Origin of the sequence: Dethiosulfovibrio faecalis (genome assembly GCF_021568795.1) — a bacterium.
GTDB lineage: Bacteria > Synergistota > Synergistia > Synergistales > Dethiosulfovibrionaceae > Dethiosulfovibrio > Dethiosulfovibrio faecalis.
Genome location: NZ_JAKGUE010000004.1, coordinates 102,248 through 119,795, shown reverse-complemented (window position 1 = coordinate 119,795; position 17,548 = coordinate 102,248). Strand labels below are relative to the sequence as shown.

Annotated in this window: 13 protein-coding genes and 1 tRNA gene; 7 read left to right on the top strand and 7 right to left on the bottom strand. The window is 52.2% G+C overall.

The window, feature by feature from the left end:
- Positions 1 to 49: 49 nt before the first annotated feature.
- Positions 50 to 1,021, top strand: coding sequence for an HAD family hydrolase (locus L2W58_RS05390; protein WP_236102185.1), 972 nt, complete (start codon positions 50 to 52; stop codon positions 1,019 to 1,021).
- Complete coding sequence (locus L2W58_RS05385) at positions 1,018 to 2,289, top strand: replication-associated recombination protein A (RefSeq protein ID WP_236102183.1); 1,272 nt, start codon at positions 1,018 to 1,020, stop codon at positions 2,287 to 2,289. The genes L2W58_RS05390 and L2W58_RS05385 overlap by 4 nt, the downstream gene beginning before the upstream one ends.
- A gap of 90 nt (positions 2,290 to 2,379) precedes the next feature.
- Here the strand turns inward: L2W58_RS05385 and L2W58_RS05380 are convergent, their stop codons facing one another.
- Together L2W58_RS05380 and L2W58_RS05375 are read right to left on the bottom strand one after the other, a co-directional pair.
- Complete coding sequence (locus L2W58_RS05380) at positions 2,380 to 3,060, bottom strand: GntR family transcriptional regulator (protein WP_236102181.1); 681 nt, start codon at positions 3,058 to 3,060, stop codon at positions 2,380 to 2,382.
- Between the two features lie 66 nt (positions 3,061 to 3,126).
- Positions 3,127 to 3,648 carry a cob(I)yrinic acid a,c-diamide adenosyltransferase gene (locus L2W58_RS05375; RefSeq protein ID WP_236102179.1) on the bottom strand — a complete coding sequence of 174 codons (522 nt, stop codon included), beginning with the start codon at positions 3,646 to 3,648 and terminating at the stop codon, positions 3,127 to 3,129.
- 230 nt (positions 3,649 to 3,878) lie between these two features.
- Between L2W58_RS05375 and L2W58_RS05370 the strand changes: the two genes are divergently transcribed.
- The 4 genes from L2W58_RS05370 (at position 3,879) to L2W58_RS05355 (ending at position 7,776) form a co-directional block, all read left to right on the top strand.
- The gene (locus L2W58_RS05370) at positions 3,879 to 4,829 is read left to right on the top strand and encodes a TAXI family TRAP transporter solute-binding subunit (protein WP_236102177.1); all 951 of its coding nucleotides are present in this window, start codon (positions 3,879 to 3,881) and stop codon (positions 4,827 to 4,829) included.
- Between the two features lies 1 nt (position 4,830).
- On the top strand, positions 4,831 to 6,036 hold the full coding sequence (gene gltS, locus L2W58_RS05365) for a sodium/glutamate symporter (protein WP_236102175.1): 1,206 nt from the start codon (positions 4,831 to 4,833) through the stop codon (positions 6,034 to 6,036).
- 68 nt (positions 6,037 to 6,104) lie between these two features.
- A tRNA-Leu gene (locus L2W58_RS05360) sits at positions 6,105 to 6,190 on the top strand.
- A 314-nt stretch (positions 6,191 to 6,504) separates the two neighbouring features.
- Entirely contained in the window at positions 6,505 to 7,776 is a 1,272-nt protein-coding gene (locus tag L2W58_RS05355) for a GNAT family N-acetyltransferase (protein WP_236102173.1), read from the top strand.
- 62 nt (positions 7,777 to 7,838) lie between these two features.
- Here the strand turns inward: L2W58_RS05355 and L2W58_RS05350 are convergent, their stop codons facing one another.
- The 5 genes from L2W58_RS05350 to L2W58_RS05330 form a co-directional block, all read right to left on the bottom strand.
- Positions 7,839 to 9,476, bottom strand: a complete 1,638-nt coding sequence (locus L2W58_RS05350; protein WP_236102171.1) for a M20/M25/M40 family metallo-hydrolase — start codon at positions 9,474 to 9,476, stop codon at positions 7,839 to 7,841.
- An 11-nt stretch (positions 9,477 to 9,487) separates the two neighbouring features.
- Positions 9,488 to 10,792 (bottom strand): TRAP transporter large permease, encoded by a 1,305-nt coding sequence (locus tag L2W58_RS05345; protein ID WP_236102169.1) that lies wholly within the window; start codon positions 10,790 to 10,792, stop codon positions 9,488 to 9,490.
- A 34-nt stretch (positions 10,793 to 10,826) separates the two neighbouring features.
- Entirely contained in the window at positions 10,827 to 11,366 is a 540-nt protein-coding gene (locus L2W58_RS05340; RefSeq protein ID WP_236102167.1) for a TRAP transporter small permease, read from the bottom strand.
- A gap of 66 nt (positions 11,367 to 11,432) precedes the next feature.
- Complete coding sequence (gene dctP / locus L2W58_RS05335; RefSeq protein ID WP_236102165.1) at positions 11,433 to 12,443, bottom strand: TRAP transporter substrate-binding protein DctP; 1,011 nt, start codon at positions 12,441 to 12,443, stop codon at positions 11,433 to 11,435.
- 71 nt (positions 12,444 to 12,514) lie between these two features.
- A complete protein-coding gene (locus L2W58_RS05330; protein ID WP_236102163.1) occupies positions 12,515 to 13,267 on the bottom strand; it encodes an IclR family transcriptional regulator in 753 nt (250 codons plus the stop codon).
- Between the two features lie 274 nt (positions 13,268 to 13,541).
- Here L2W58_RS05330 and L2W58_RS05325 point away from each other — a divergent pair, with 274 nt between their 5' ends.
- On the top strand, positions 13,542 to 17,534 hold the full coding sequence (locus tag L2W58_RS05325; RefSeq protein ID WP_236102161.1) for an acyl-CoA dehydratase activase: 3,993 nt from the start codon (positions 13,542 to 13,544) through the stop codon (positions 17,532 to 17,534).
- Positions 17,535 to 17,548: the final 14 nt, after the last annotated feature.

Genomic DNA, 17,548 nt, shown 5'->3' with positions numbered 1-17,548 from the left:
GCTGAGCTGTGCTCGGCGCCCTTTTCGTATATGCTGGGGAGGCCTGTTCATGTCCAGTTCGCCTTTATGGAATCCTCTGAAAGGATCGGGGGTGATCTTCGATTGGGACGGTGTTTTGGCGGAGACCCGATTGGATTTCTCCGGTATCAGAGAAAGATACTTCGGAGGTAAAAGAGCTGCAATACTCGAGGAAATGAGCCTCATGGACGAGGAAAAAAGGAGAGCTCTTTCCGAAGAGATCAGGGCTATAGAGCTCGCCGGAGCGGAAAAGGCGGTTCCGGTTCCGGGATCCAGGGAAGTGGTCGATCTCGTATCGAAGGCGGGAATACCCTGGGCGGTAGTCTCTCGGAATTGTCCGGAATCGATAGAACTTGCGGCCCGTACCATAGGTTTTAAACTTCCTGTGCATACCTTTCATAGAGAGAGCGGCCCGATAAAGCCTTCGCCTGAGGCTCTTTGGATGGCTGCGGATGCCATCGGATCTGCCTCCTCGGGATGTACCGTCGTGGGGGATTTTGTGTACGATCTTTTGGGGGCCAGGAGGGCCGGGATGAGGGCGGTCCTGGTGGAAAGGTCCTCTGTAGACTGGGGGCACTGGGCCGACGTCTCCTATCCCCGCATGACCGATTTTCTATCGGCATTGATGAACGAAGATCCGATAGTTCCCTGGGAATACCATTGTCTAGTCTCAGAAAGAGGGCTATCGTGGTTGACGTCGGCCTGGAATGTCTCGATTGCCCTCCCTGAATTATGGGACGAGGCGATTCTAGGCAGTCTGATGAACCTGGCCGGTTTGGGAGTGGGACGTTTTACGGTAAAAGCCGGGACCTTGACCTTCGACGAGTGGAGGGGGCTGCCATGGCTTTCGCCGAAAGATCTGGAGCGTCCGAAAGCCTTCGTGCTTGCAAGAGTCCTTAAAAAACGATACCCGGAGGTCGTTGTGGAGGAATCTGAAGAAGGTCTTCCATTGTCCTCCCTGGGAGGCGATCTCGTTAACGGTTTGGAGAGACATCTCAGTTGATTCAATGGGAGATCCCTCTGGCGGAGAGGATGCGACCGTCATCCCTGGATCAATATATCGGACATCTCGACGTAATGGGACCTTCCGGATCCCTCAGGGTTCTGCTCGATAAAGGCGTGGTCCCTTCCTGTATATTGTACGGGCCTCCAGGGGTCGGTAAGACCGCGTTGGTGCGTCTGATGGCCTCGGTTACCGATAGAGAGCTTTTCGAGATAAACGCCGTCTCCGCAAAGGTGTCTCAGTTGAGGGACCTTATAGAGAAGGCCGCCCGTTTTAAGGATCTTTCCGGTCGTTCCGCCGTGGCCTTCGTCGATGAGATATACCATTTCAATAAAGGACAACAAAACGCTCTTTTGCCTTCGGTGGAGAAGGGCGATGTCGTTTTGGTCGGAACTACAACGGAGAATCCCTGGTTCGAGATCAATAAAACCCTTCTGTCCAGATTATTGGTATTCTCATTGGAACCTCTCGAGAAGGACGATCTGGTCAGGATAATGGATAACGCTCTTTCCGACGAGGAAAAAGGGTTGGGAAAACTCGGCATGAAACGGGAGGACGGCGTTTTGGAGGAACTGGCATCAAGCGCTTCCGGAGATGCCAGGCAGGCTTTGACCAGGTTGGAATATCTTGTAAGGGTGATTTCCGCCTCCGGTGGGTCTCTTCTCTCGTTGGATAGAGTTCGTAAGGAGCTGCCGGCGGCGTTCGTTCGTCACGATAAAGACGGCGACGATCATTATGAGGTGATATCGGCTTTCATAAAGAGCATAAGGGGTTCCGATCCCGACGCGGCGGTATACTGGCTTGCCAGGCTCCTGGAGGCAGGAGAGGATGTCCGCTTCATCGCCAGAAGGATGATGATATCCGCGGCGGAGGATATCGGTTTGGCCGATCCTATGGCGTTAATATTGGCCACTTCTGCTGCCAAAGCCTCGGACATGACCGGTATGCCCGAGGCTAGAATCATCCTATCGGAGGCCGCTATCTATCTGGCCGCGGCACCTAAAAGCAATCGAGCCTACGATGCCGTAAATCAGGCTATCGACTCCATCAGAAAGGGGGATATACAAAGGGTCCCCGATCACCTCATAAACGGTAATACCGATTATCGGTATCCTCACGATGACCCCAGACACTGGGTTCCCCAGGCCTATCTGAGGGAGCCTCGCAGATTTTACCGACCTTCGGATATGGGGGCCGAAGCGAGAATAGCTCAGAGGCTTAAAAGGTACTGGCGGAGGTTCAGGGACGGTCGGGACGAGGAAGTCTAGGCTCCAAAACGCAAAAGGGACCTTCTTCGACGATTGGAAATCGCCAAGAAGGTCCATGTTTCCAGTAGCTTATAGGCGAAGAACATGATTTTAAGAGCGGATGGCCCCTGGATGGTTCTGGAGATATTCTTCGACTCCGCTTCTGGTTAGGTTTATATGTTCTTTCATCTCTTCTCTTGCCCTTACGCCGTCTTTCGCTAATATCGCGTCTATGATGGCGATATGTCCTTCCGATAGGGCTTTCAGATAGTTTCTTTCCGCCAGAGAGTAGGGACGATAGAGGTTTATCATGTCCAGAATATCCAGCAGAACTCCCTTGAGGAAGCGATTTCCAGAGGCTTCGTAAAGAAAATTGTGGAATTTTCTATCTTGTATAAGATACTCTTTTGGGTCCGTGTCGTTGTTCATGTTGAAAAATATATCCCTGAACTTTTCCAGGTCTTTTTTGGGAGGCGACTGGGCTATTAACGTGACGGCAAACATCTCCAGATTTGCCCTCAACTCGTATAATGCCGATGCGTCTTCCAGGGTGGGAACGGTTACGAAAGCCCCTTTTCTGGGGGTCAGCGAGACAAGCCCGGTTTTTGCCAACTGACGAATAGCCTCTCTGACAGGAGTTCTCGATACCGCCATCTTGTTTGCGAGTTCTACCTCTGAGAGCTTCTCTCCCGGTTTTATGATGCCTTCCACTATGGCTTCTTTTATCTTTTCATACACGATCTGCCTAAGATCAACGTTTTTGGCCGGGAACAACGGATTCTCCCTGGTCATGAACACTCCTCCCCAAATATCAGATGCGGTGTTCATTATACAAAAAACAGAAAAAAAGGGAAAGTCCTATTTTCCTTCTACTGGAAAGAATTCTTTTTGATACCACAGTATGAGGGCATATATGGCGTCGGAAAGCCTGTTTATATAGGCGAATATATCCAAAGGCAGAGTGCCGGAACGGAGCATCTTTACCGTTTGGCGTTCTGCCCTTCTCGCTATGGTTCGAGCCATATGAAGTGCTGCACACACAGAGCATTCTCCCGGTCTTATAAACTGAAATTCTCCTTCTGTAAACATCAAGGAGACCTCTTTGATCATATCCTCCATCCAATCGGTCTTGGGAGGTTCCATGCCCTCGCATAGGGCCATACATCCCATAAGGGTGTAAAGCTCGTCCTCCAAGCGTTTCAAGTTATCGTTTATGGGTTCAAAGGAGCACATCGACCTGGCTAGGCCTATCGATGCCTGACATTCGTCGATGGTTCCGTAGGCCTCTACCCTGGGGTCGTCCTTAGGAACTCTCTCTCCGTTGCAGAGGCTGGTATTACCCTTGTCGCCTCCCTTAGTGGTTATGGTCATCTTGTGCATCAGACAAGCCCACCTTTCCTTCGTGATACTCACTGTTATAGCAGAAAAAGAGGCTGAACGAAACCTGGATGCCTTTGAATGACTGGATTTTCTAGTCTTATTCGTTATGCTGAAGAATCAAAATAGTAGAATTTACCATAATAGCCCTGTCGGTGTAAGATCGATGCTAAGATATCGAATAGTGATTTATTTCATCTATAGTCACATTTTATATCTTAGGGGGACTTTTTGTGGGTAAAAGAAGAGGTCTGTTATGTTTGCTTCTAGTCTCCGTCGTTTTGGGGACGGCTGCGGTTGCCTCAGCTTTTCAGCCGGTCTATGTAATGGCCAGTGGTAACATGGGGGGAACCTATTACAGTTTAGGAGGTATTCTCGCCGAGACCGTAAACGAGAAGCTTCCTGGCGTAAGGGTGGCGGTACTGCCTTCCGGTGGATCTGCGGAAAACGTCGATCTTATGGAAAAGGGATTGGCCCAATTCGCCTTGATCGACAGCTTTGCCGTTATGGCTTATCAGGGGCGTGATCTCTACTACGAGGCTCCGCAGACCTACCTCAGAGGCGTCGTGCCGCTTTATCCGGAGGTTGCCAGGATATTGGTCCCGAAGGATTCTGCCATCGTGACCCTGTCCGATCTGGCAGGTAAGAAGGTGGTCTTAGGCAAGAAGGGGTCGGGGGTTCTCATAACCGCTCAGCAGATTTTGATGGCCTCCGGCTTGCGTCAGGATCAGTTGGAGCCGGCCTACCTAGGGATGGGAGAGGGACTTTTGGCTTTACGGGAAGGCTCGGTGGATGCGGTTATTTTCGTCGGTCCTCTTGGTGGAGGATCCGCCATGGAGCAGGAAGCCTTGAAAGACGCCAGAATAATAGGTCTCGACGATAAGACGAGAAAAAAACTCATGGATACCGCCCCTTACTGGAAGGAGTTCGTTGTTCCTGCCGGGACTTTTGATGGCCAAATCGAGGATATCAAGACGGTAGGAGCCTGGACTGTCCTGTGTTGCAGGGAGGATCTAGACGATGACCTGATAAACAGAGTAGCCGAGACCGTGTACGACAATGCCGAGGATATATCTTCGTATATTCCCGGATCGGTCAAACTTAGCCCCGATAACGTCGACGAGGTCCTAATTCCTCTCCACGATGGAGCGAAAAAATTCTTCGACGGGAAGGGCGCTCTGTAATATGACTTTAGAGTTTGATCTCATCGGAACAGTTGCGGTGGCTTCCGTCGTGCTGTGGTGCGGCCTGTTTCTGCGTAGAAAAGTAGACGTTCTCAGAGAATACAATATTCCAGCTCCTGTTATAGGAGGCATAATATTTGCTTTGCTTCGTTGGGGCCTGATGGGTAAGATAGATTTTTCCTTCGATATGACCCTCCAGTCCCCTCTGATGATAACGTTCTTTACTACGGTAGGGCTGGGAGCCAGCCTTAAGCTACTCAAGAAGGGAGGACCGCAGGTACTTCTCTTCTTGGGATTGGCCTCGATTCTCGTCTTCTGTCAAAATCTGGTGGCGGTCGTAATCTCGAAGCTTACCGGACTTCATCCTTTGCTGGGGTTGCTGGCAGGCTCTGTCACCATGTCGGGCGGACATGGAACCGGTGCTACTTTCGCGAAAACCTTTACCACCCAATACGGCCTGGTTGGCGCAATGGAGCTCGCCATGGCGGCTGCGACCTTCGGCTTGGTCGCGGGGTCGATAATCGGTGGTCCGGTGGCCAGAAGATTGATAAGGAAATATGACCTTAAGCCTCAGCTGGACGACGAAAGCGACGGTGTTCACGGGGAGAGCGGGCCTCTTGATTCCAGTGGAGATCATGGTGGGGTTACGGTTAACGACGTATCGCTTACCATCCTTCAGATATCGGTGGCTATGTACCTTGGCTCTCTGGCTTATGCCAGGTTAATGGATATGGGGATCACCCTTCCTACCTATCTGTGTGCCCTTTTCGTAGGCATAATAATTCGCAATGTCTCCGATTTTTCGGGGGCGTTCAGGGTTCATCTTAAATGCGTCGATTACATAGGGGCAGTCGCTCTGTCGCTGTTTTTGGCCATGGCCTTGATGTCCCTAAAACTGTGGCAGCTTATGGACTTGGCCGGGCCTATGGTGGCCATTCTGCTGGGAGAGATGCTTCTTATGGCATCTTTCTCGTACTTCGTTACATTTCGCCTCATGGGTAAAGATTTTGAAGCGGCTATTATGGCCGGTGGGCACTGTGGTTTCGGAATGGGGGCCACTCCCAATGCCGTAGCCAACATGGAGGCGCTTTGTTCAAACTACGGTCCCGCTCCAAGGGCTTTCTTCGTGATACCGATAGTCGGTGCGTTTTTCATCGATATAGTAAATGCCTTCGTGATCCAGGGTTTCGCCATCTTTTTATCTTAACTTTTGAGGGTAAGTCCTTTCGGGGGCTGGACAGATCATCTGTCCTGTGGTAAAAAATAAGCCTACGCGCCGGAGTGGCGGAATGGTAGACGCAGCGGACTCAAAATCCGCCGGGGGCAACCCCGTGGGAGTTCGAGTCTCCCCTCCGGCACCAATGTTGATTTGAAGATCCCCCGAGGGTTTCCTCGGGGGATCTGTCTATATCAGCTAATATTGAATCGGATAAGTCCTTGTGTTATCATTAGATGTCTCTTTTTGAAGAGGCATATCTCTGGATAGAAGGAAGTGTCTGTTTGTTCAATCCCTTGGGGGACCTGAGGACTGTGTTGCGGTCGCGATCGAAGCGGCTTCCGATCAGTCTGTTCTAAGTTTTTTTCTGTGTAGCCGTTTCGATCGCCGGAGAGAAGGTGTTTTCTCTGGAACATCCTCTTTGTCGGGGATGAGCGATCGAAAAAGGAGTACGTTAAATTGGACCGATATTTTGTAAGAAGAGCCGATTTTAGTAAGGATATCGACGATCTTCGCGACTTTTTCAACCGTGTTTTCGAGCCCGAAAAAGTCGGCGAGTTTGCGTCAAATCTCATGCGCCATTTTCCCGGAATGAATGGCGACCTGTGGTTCGTGGCGGAGGAACGGGATAGTGGCGATATAGCTGCGGCCTGTGCTCTGTTGCCATGGCGATGGCGTATGGGGAAGATCCGGCTCAAGGTAGCAGAGATGGGCATCGTCGGCACCGGCGAGGCTCATCGGCATAGGGGATTGATGCGTCGTCTTCACTCCGAGCTGATGGATACGGTACGGAGAGAGTCCTACCATCTGGTGGTGATACAGGGTATCCCAGGATTTTACGATCGTCTGGGGTTCCGGTTCGCCCTGCCTCTGTGTTCTCACATCGAGATGCCGTTACACGGCATCCCAGGGGAACCCCCTTTGGGAGTATCCGTGCGTTCCGCTACGGTGGACGATATTCCCTTTCTGATGGAGGAGGATGAGCTCTTCGGATCCTCTAATTTTGTATCCGCCCTCAGAGGGCCCGAGGTATGGCGGTATCTCTTGAACGAAGGGCAGTTGACCGAGTACGGTTCGGATTTTCTCGTAATAGAGGCCCCGACCGGAAGGCGATCCTATGCCAGAATCTCCAGACAGGGGTTCGGCAAGGGGCTCATCGTTAGCGAGGTGGGAGAACGTATGTCCCACGAAATGGCGGTGGGTTTTATGAACTACTGTCTTCGCTTGGCCGAAGAAAGGGAAAAACCCTACGTTCGTCTGGACCTCCATCCGGATGCTCCCATGTCTAGGCTGGCGATCGCTTCCGGTGCCTCCTCGGAGGATACCTATGCCTGGCAGGTTTCCATTCCCGACGTAAAGAGGCTGTTGACCGCTATGGTGCCAATCCTTGAAGACAGGATTTCCTGCGGGGTTTTCGAGGGCTATACCGGACGAGTCCGTCTCGATTTTTTCGATGACAGCCTGGATCTGGTCTGGATCAACGGTAAGCTGGAGGATATTCGCGCCGGAGACGACGGAGAATGCGACGCCCATTTTTTCATCCATAAGGAGCTGTTCCCGGCCCTCTGTCTGGGGCATCGGACCTGGCGGGAGCTTCGAGCCAACAGACCCGACGTCTTTCCAGCTCTGTCCAACGTCGGTCCCAGGACGGGCCGTTTAGGAGATTTTACCGGAACGTTTATAGACGAGCTTTTCCCCAGGAAGCGTTCTTGGGTATACGAGCAGTATTGACGTAAAATCAGGGCCCCGAGATCTCCTCGGGGCCCTGATTTTATGCGTCTGTGCCTTTTATCTTACTTTCCTAGAGTCTCTATCAAATGGCGTAAAAGCTTCGGGTAGGAATCCAGGTAGAAAGGCAGATGAAGCCTCTCTGTCTCCTTGTGTGCGTCCTTGCCTACCGGTCCGAAATTTAGTACCGGTATGGATAGCTTCAGCAACTCCTCCGTGGGGAAGTCGTAAAGAGTCTTCCCTCCCGGCATATTTTCCTCGAAGGCTATGGCGTCGGAACGGTCTCCTGTGAAGCCGCAGTAGCTTAGGTCCGAGACCCCCTCGAACATCGTACGGACCTCCAGTTTAACGCCCTGTCGAAGGCTTTCCAGTACCAGTTCCTTAGCCGCTTTTCTCGGAAGTTCGTCCTGAGGCAGCCTTTCCTCGTTCACCCTGTGGGGGTACCAGGGAGGAAGAAATCCCACTACCGCCAGAGGGCCTCTGAGTCCCAGATCGTCAACCACTTGGGATATTACCTTCAGTCCTTTCGCCCTCTCGTCGTCTTTCTTCGGACAGTCGGCAATTATCTCAAAGGCTATGTCCTCTCCCGATCGTCCGGTTTTCTTTTCCGCCAAGCTCATTATCTCTCCAACCGTGAATACCCGAGCCTTCAGCCTTTCCTGAGGGGCCGCCATGCCGTTTTCTCTGCGGTACGTGGCTTTTCTCTCCTCGTGTTCCGTTATCGAGTCGTTCAGGGCCTTGAGGGCCGTGTCTTTCAGCAGCTCGATTATCTCTCCCGGCATCTTAGTGGAGGTGAGGTAGCTGAAGGCCATCGCGGATCTGGACAGGATGGTGGCGGAGTACTCGTCCCTCATGTCCTCTATCTTCAGTGCGGCGAAGGGAGGATAGACGTTGTTTCCCAATCGATCGGACAGAGAGATATCGCCGTCCAGGCTCAGCCCTATTCGGGATATGGTGGGGCCTACGCTGAAGCCATCGTAGTACTCTCCGGCATGAGCTTCCTTGCCCAGACAGTAGATAAAGGGGTTGATCTTTCCCAGGCTGCCCAGGTAGACGGTCGGTTGGGCGTCCTCTCCGGTGGCGAAGGTCGGTTCCAGGTCGACGCAGCATAGAAAGCTCAGGCCCTCCTCCTGGAACCTGGCAAGCCATCTCGCCGCTCCCAGCATCCCGGCCGAGTTATTCTCTTCGTCGGGAACGAACAGCACCGCTACGTTGGATTTCAGATCCTCCGTTTTTTTCGACAGCTCCATAAGAAGCTCCGTCCCTGCGCAGACTCCCGATTTCATGTCCGCTACGCCTCTTCCGAAGAGCCATTCACCGGAGCGAAGGTCTTTCGCAGCATCTTCTCCCAGGCCTTTCGGGTCGAGTTTCTCCGTGTAGCTCTCGGGATCGAAGGCCAGATCTTTCAACGGACCGAAGACGTCTACCGCCACGACGTCCATGTGTCCCATCATGAGCACCGTTTTATCCGTCTTTTTCGAAGCTCGGACTATGGCGAAGACTATATGTCTATCTAGCCCATCTCCCTCTACGGGAAGAAGTCTGAGGTCTTCCGGGTGACTTTTGAAATACTTCTCTTGGGATATCTCGTCGTATAGTTCCTGGGCTACCCGGTTTTCCTCCTCGGAGGATGGAGACATACTAGGTATCTCAACGATTTTTATCAATCTTTTGTAGGTACTGGAGTTCTCTTTTTTCACCATGTTTTATCCTCCTAGAAGCGTCCTCCCAGTACCAGCCTGGGCAACCAAAGCGATAGTTCGGGAATGTAGGTCACCGCCACCAGGGTTGGAAGCCAGGCAAACAAGATGAATATCATCGCCGGCCGGAGCATCTGAGATACCGGGGTGTTGGCTATTCTACCTCCGAAATAAAGGGTGGGTGCGGTGGGAGGGGTTACGTTCCCAAGCCCCAGGTTGACCCCTATTATTGCGGCGAAGTGGATGGGACTTATGCCGAGCTTGGTGACCACCGGTAGCAGTATGGGGGTACACAGCAGCATGGCACTGACGTCGTCCATTATCATGCCTATTATTATCATAAATAGGTTTATCATCAGCATTATGACGTATTTATTGCTCGAGATGGACGTCAGGAGGTCTATTATCATGGAGGGCAGTCTCTCCTGGACGTAGATACGGCTCAGCATCATTATGCAGAACATCATGAGCATGACGACCCCGGTGGTGGTGGCGGTCTCTATGACTACCTCCAGGAAGTTCTCCTTGTTGAGTCCCTTGTAGATAAGGAATCCCACGGGAACGGAGTACAGTACCGCAACCGCCGCGGCCTCTGTCGGAGTCATTATCCCTCCGTATATTCCTCCTAAAACTATCACCGGCATTATGAGGGCAGGAAGAGCCTTGCCGGAGCGGTTCCACAGCATCTTTCTTTTTTCTACTCTGGTTATGGGAGGAGAGACATAGACGTTGGGATCGTCCTTGAGCAACACCAGGTTTATGATCGATAGCAGAACCATTAGGAGAAGCCCCGGGCCCACGGTAGCCAGAAAACAGGCCAGAACCGACTGCTGTCCCACCCAAGCGTAGAGTATCATCTGAGAACTGGGTGGTATCAAAAGACCTAGAGGGGCAGCGCACGATACCAAGGCGGCGCTGTGTCCCATGGGATATCCGTTTTCCCTCAGCCTGGGGAACATGATCGATCCTATGCAGGATAGGGTGGCTGCGCAGCTTCCGGAAATGGACCCGAACACGGCGCAGGATACAACCGCTACCACGCCTAGTCCGCCCTTTATCCTTCCTACGAACACCTCGACCAGCTTTACCAGAGAGCTGCCTATGCCTCCCCGGTCCATAAGTCCGCCTACCATGATGAAGAGAGGTATGGCGAGAAGGACCAACGAGCTCATCTGGCTGAAGCTGTACGGCAGCAGAAAGGATGGATCGTAGCTGTGGGAGACCACCATGAACAGAGTGGACAGCATGAAACAGAAAGGTACCGGAAGCCCCAGCAGGAGAGTCACTATTATGAGGATTAGAGCTATGCTTATCGCCATTTCATTTCCCTCCTAGGGTAAAAGTTATAGGGACTCATGATGTGAAGGCTCCTTTTTTATCTTCTTTTTCGAAGGACAGAAAATTTCCCAGGTCCTCGAGAAAATAGACCAGCGAGTAGAAGCTCATAAGTATGTAGCCCACAAGAATGGATATCTGAGATATGAAAATAGGTATCCTGAGTCCGGTGGTCCTTGGCATCCATTCGATGCTGTAGAGCACCATGTCCACCGCCCACCAGCTGAATACGACGCACAACACCGTCGTGGTGAGCCTGACCAAGACGGATAGAAAAGCCTGTGCCCTCAGGGGCAGAAGCTGAGGTATTATGTCCGCCTTGACGTGGCTTTTATCGTAGACTCCATAGGAACTTCCTATGAGATAGAGCCAGAACGCCGCAATGACCACTATCTCCTCTATGCCGAACAGGTCGGATTTGAAGACGTACCGTAACAGCACCTCGAAGCACATTATCAAAACCACGAAGACGCTGGTGAGTATCATGAGGACCTGCTGGAACCGTATTAAGCCCCTCCATAGAGGGGAGTTCTTTATCTTTTCGACCAGTGCAAGCATATATTTATCCCCCTCGATAATAGGAGGCCGACGAGATAGCCTCGCCGGCTTCCGATAACTCACGACCTAGAGGTCTTTCTTTATTTTCTCCAGCGTTTCCTCTCCGTAGGTCTTTGCCAGTTTGGGCCAGGTGGTCGCTCTGATGTGTTTCGCAAGAGCAGCTCTCTCCCCGTCGGAGACCTCTATGATCTCCACTCCGGCCTCTTCAAGTTTCTTCTGGAACTCCAGGTCCTCAGCTGTGCTGTCGGCGAAACTCTTGTCCGCCTCGACGTTAACCGCGTCCAGAAGGGCCTTCTGTTCCTCCGGCTTCATCGATTCCCACAGTTTCTTGTTGATTATGTAGGCAGTCTGATCGAAGAGGCAGTTATAGGGAATATAGTAGTCTATGACGTCTCTGAAGCTGAGATAGTTTATCTGGGACGATCCGCCGATCCATCCGTCGCAGACACCGGTCTGAATGGCGCTGTATGTGTCGGCGTAGGGTATATTTGTAGTCCGGAATCCCATATCCTCGGCGGTTTCCTTGTAGACCGCTACAGGGGCGACCCTTATCAGGGCATCTTTATCGGCAGATGGATCTGTGGGGTTCGAGGGCTTTTTGGCTATGCCGACCCCTATGAATCCATCTCCGTAGAGCCTTAGAAGCTTGACTCCCAATTTATCCAGCGACTTGTCTATAATGTCGTAGACAACCGATCCCGGCGAGAGCTGCTTTTTCATCTCCTCTCCCGTAGAGGCCAGGAATGGAAGGGAGCCTACCTCCAGCATCACGTCGAACTGGCTGGGAAGGAAGATAAGCCCCATCTCGATGGATCCTCGACGGATCTCCTCGAATACCTGGGTGTAGTCTCCAAGCTGGTTGGCGGGGAATACGTCAAGTTCTATCTTCCCATCCGTGGCTGCCTCGAACTTGTCTTTGATGGCGTAAAGAGACTTAGTACCTCTGTACTCCGGTGCGGATATACCGGCTACCTTGAATTTATCCCCCTTGGCCTCGGCCATGCCGGGGATAGCCGTGGTGCAGAAAACCGTCGCCATGATTCCCAGTAACGTTGCCGCTAAAAAACCCTTTCTCATGTTTTCGCTCCTCCCTGTTTTTTCTCGATTTGAAACCTGAACCTCTTTCCCCTTTTGTGGATCCCTCTGCTTCACCGTCTTAACTGCATCTGCATGCCTATCTCGTCCGCTCCGTCCTTTAGCCTTTGGAGCCACATGGGTATCAGGTCATCCGAGATCGTTTCCCTCGGAGCTCCCACCGATAGAGCACAGTGGACCTCCCCGTTTTTGTCGAATATAGGCACCGACAGACACCACTCCCCCAGGCTGAAACTCTGATCTTCCACCGCATACCCCTGCGATCTGATGACCTCGTATTCCTCCAGAATTTCCGAGATCGACGTCACCGTGTAGTGTGTCACCGGTTTTAGATCCGATTCGTCGAGCAGCTTTCTAATCCTGTCTCTGTCTTGATATGCCGCCAGCAATTTCGCCGAAGCTCCTGCGTTTATGGGAACGCTTTTTCCGATGAAGTCGTTGGCGTCGTAGATTCCGCCGGGACGACACTTTTTGCAGGCCGGATATGCTCTATCCCCCTCCCATATGCTTATGTAAACGGTCTCTCCGAGGATTTGACATAGATGAGACAGCACCGGCTCCGCCAGATCCTCGATTCCTATCAGTCTGGAATAGACGTTTCCCATTCTCAATACGATGGGTCCCAGATGGTACTTTTTGGAGGAATTTTCCTGAACGACGAAATTCTTTTCCCTGAGGGACGATAGGATCTTGTACAGACCGCTTTTACCCATTCCAGTGGCTGAAGCCATCTCCGACAGCGTGTAGCTGAACGGTGGATCCGCCAGAAGCCTCAGGATATCGAGTCCTTTCTGTAAACTGCTCAACGAGACATCCTCCAATCGATTATCCAAATAGGAAAATATATTTCCTTTGTGGAAACCACCCTAATCACAGTAGCAGAGGTTTTTGAACTTGTCAAATAGTTCAGAAATGACGTCTGAAAGCATGCGTTGACATCTTTGTTAAGGTGCTTTACTATGTTAGTAATCACAAACATGAGGCTGTCTTCTCGCTTTGTAGAGATTGTCTTCGATGCAAGAGTCTTTTAGAGCCGTTCGAACGTGAATTGGTTTAGTTGCTAATATTTGGAGGTGGGTTATGTTCGGTTTAGGTATAGATCTAGGGTATTCCTCTGTGAAATTGGTTTTGGCCGACGAGGATGGACGAATTTTATGGAGTCGCTATAGGATGCATAAGGGCTATGTATCCTCCTGTCTCTCCGACCTGCTTGGTCTGCTTGTGGACAGGTTGGGCCCGGATTGTCAGCTTTATGGTTCGGTAGTGGGGAGCGGGTCCTCTTTGATTTCTCTTTCCGGTTGCGTTTTCAAGACCATGGATGTTCAGGCGTTGGTCGAGGGAGGCAATGCCCTATCGCCGGGAGTTCGTTCCATCGCTGAGATCGGAGGACAGGTATGTAGGTACATCTCCGGTCTGGGTGACGAGGAGAACCTGGAGGTATCCATGAACTCCGGTTGTGCCTCCGGGACGGGGGCTTTCCTGGAGGAACAGATGTCCCGGTTGGGCATGAAGATAGAGGATTACGATTCTATCGCCCAAAAGGCGCGATCTGTTCCCAGAATAGCGGCCCGTTGCAGCGTTTTCGCCAAGAGCGACATAATACACCACCAGCAGGAAGGGGTCCCTGTGGCGGATATATTGATGGGATTGGCCCACGGTGTTGCGGGAAGCTATAAAAACGGTGTGATTAAGGGGAAAAAAACATCCGGTCCCATGCTGTTCTGTGGTGGGGTTTCCCTCAACGGCACCATGGTCGAGGCCTTGGGTAAAAAACTCGGCAAGAGGGAGGAAGAGTTGCTAGTGCCTTCCGGATCCGAGGTCGTATCAGCCCTTGGGGCCGCCCTGATAGGGATCAGAGAGGGGATCCCCTTGGACCTCTGGAGCCTGATCTCCTGGCTAAAGGCTGGAGGGCAGCATGAGGTCGAAGGGGGGGAGCCTCCTATGGAGTCGCTGAGCTCCTATGGTTTAGGCGATGCCGTAGGAAAACACTCGATCGTTGCTTCTCCCGATTCATCGGGCTGTTGGCTTGGAATAGACGTAGGGTCAACCAGTACCGACCTAGTGGCGTTGAACGGTTCCGGTCAGGTGGTGGGATTCAGGTATCTGAAAACTTTGGGGGATCCCGTCTCGTCGGTGAAAAAAGGACTCTCGGAGATAGCTCACGATCTTCGGGGGTGTCCGGTTCTCGGAGTGGGTGTTACCGGGTCGGGCCGAGGCATGATCGGTAAGTTGGTGGGAGCCGACAGGGTCAAAGACGAGATCACTGCTCAGGCCAGAGGTGCTGTGGCTATGGACCCCGAGGTGGATACGGTATTCGAGATAGGGGGACAGGATTCCAAGTACATCTCTATTTACGGTGGTCTGGTGAGAGATTTTCAGATGAACAAGGTCTGTGCCGCTGGGACCGGAGCCTTCATAGAGGAACAGGCCTCCAAGCTGGGAATCCCTCTGGATGAGTTCGGGGATCTGGCACTGAAGGGCGAAACTCCATCCGATCTGGGGGAAAGGTGTACCGTATTCATGGAGAGCAGCGTGGCCTCCCATCTGGCTAAGGGCGTAGAAATAGAGGACGTGGCGTCGGGTCTTTGTCATTCCGTAGTCAGAAATTATCTGCACAGGGTGGTAGGCGGCGGAAGGGTGGGAAAAAAGATCTTTCTGCAGGGTGGCATCGCCTATAATCAGGGGGTGGTCAACGCTTTTCGTGCACATCTGGGGGCATCTATCGAGGTTCCTCCTTTTTTCAGCGTTACCGGAGCAATCGGAGCCGCTCTTCTGGTAAAAGACGAGATGAAAAGGGAAGAGGGCTCTTCTTTCAAGGGGTTTGCTCTCTCCCGCTTGGAGGATCCGATCGTGCTTTCCCAGACCTATTCTGAAGATCAAGAGAAGCGGTCCGTAGTCATGGATCGTTTCACATCCCAGGTTCACAGGGATCTTCTTGGAGATCTGGAGGAGGTCAGGGATCCGTCTAGGCCGACGGTGGGTATACCGAGGGCCCTCTTTTGTTACGGGATGTATCCCATGTTTGCTCCATTTTTCCGTCGTCTAGGAATGAACGTGATGCTTTCCGATCCCTCGTCGGAGAACACGGTGAGATTGGCTCAGGAATACTCTTTGGGCGAGACCTGCTTTCCCGTCAAGCTGGTTAATGGTCACGTGGCGGAGTTGGTCGCCAAGGGTGTGGACTACCTTTTCTTCCCCGACCTTCATTCGGTTTACCACCCCGATTCCCGTTCCAGGCAGTGTTACGGTTGTCCCTACATGCAGTTGGCCTTTAAAATGGTGGACAAGGCCATGGATCTCAAGGGTAGGGGGATAGGTCTTCTGGCTCCTACCATAGCCTTCAATCTGGGAAAAGAATTCGTGATGAATTCCTTCGTCTCAATGGGGCGTCAGCTCGGAGCTTCGACGGAGGAGTCGAGAGACGCTCTTAAATTCGCCATGGAATCCTACGGGCGTTTCTCTGCGAAGTTGGAGAGACGGGCCGAGGAAAATCTTGAAGCTCTCGATAAGTCAGAGGAGACCTTCGTGATGCTTTCCAAGGTGTACGGTATAGCCGATCCCTTGCTGAACATGGGTGTCCCGGAGATGCTGGAGGACATGGGGTACAGGGTGCTGCCCTTCTATGGGATACCTGCGGAGGATATATTTGACGACCATCCCAATATGTATTGGCCCTTCGGACAGCACGTCCTTTCGGCGGCGAAACTGATAGGGCGCAGGAAGAACCTTCATGGTGTTTTCCTCTCCCATCATGGTTGCGGTCCCGATACCCTGACCTCACACTATCTCAGGGAGATCCTGAAGGAGAAGCCATTCCTGTCCATCGAGGTGGATGAACATTCGTCCTCCGTGGGAGTACGAACAAGGGTGGAGGCCTTCGTCAACAGCGTGGTCAACGGCACAGAGCACCGAATAGAAGGATCCTCCTCCTACCAGGTGGAACCGTCTAGAAAAGAGGAGTCCTGTTCTATATGGATTCCGCCCTTGGAGCCTTATTCTTCCATTATGGTCGCCTGGGCCGCCAGGCAGGGCATAGATCTTATCGCGGGCTCTCCCCTAGGTTCGGCTGCCGTGGAAAGAGGAAGGGAGCACGCCCTTTCCGGCGAATATCTCTCTATGTCGGCTCTCCTCGGGGGATTTCTTGAGGACAGCGATAAATTGGTAGATATGAAGGCTCTGATCCCTCAGAATGAGGGGGCCGAGGTAGATGGACAGTTTCCCCGTTGGCTGGAGGCCGTCCTGTCTGTATCTTCAGGGGATAGGCCGGATATAATCGCTCCTTTTATAGAGGATCTTCCGACAGGAGACGAGGCTATTTTCATGGGGCTCGCAAGGTGTCTTCTCGCCGGAGATCTGGTCATGGCTATTCCCGGGGAAATTAGACGAGGCGTCGTCGATGAATTGTGTAGTTCCATTCGCTCAGAAGGCCTAGGCGATGATGCGCTGTTCGATCTGGTAGAGACTGTAGTATCCTACGGAAAAGGAGGAGGGAGAAAAAGGATTCTCGCTATGGGAGAGCCTCTTATCCTTTTCTCGAGGGGGTTGAACGGTGGAGTTCTTGATTTTCTGGAGAGGACGGCCGATGTCCTTTACGGATCGATGGGAGAAGCTCTATGGCTGTTGTGGCATGATCTGCTGGATCAGCCTTCCAGGGATGAGAGGGAGCTGCTCTCCGATCGTCTCGACTGGTTCAGGGATCTGATGAAGAGGCTGTCCTCGGCCGATCCCGAATTGGTCCCCTTCGGGATCGACCTGGACGGTTTGGCCTCCTTAGCGAACGAACATATGGGGCACTATGCCGGGACTTTCGGAAGATACAGAGGGGCCAAACCGTTGTCGAAGGGGGATTTCGACGGGGTGGTCTCCCTTTCCTCCATGTACGAGAATACCGGGATCTCTTTGGGGGTTATCCGTAGGGATTCTTCTCTAGGAGATTTTCCTCCCTGTCTGGATCTCGTGTTCGACGGGACCGACACAGATGACAATCTTGCAAGGCTAGAGACATTCGTGCATTACCTTAAACCTAGGGAAGTGTCGGAGAGAGAGCTGTCTACCTGTCTAGTGCGATCCTAGCAGACTATCCTATT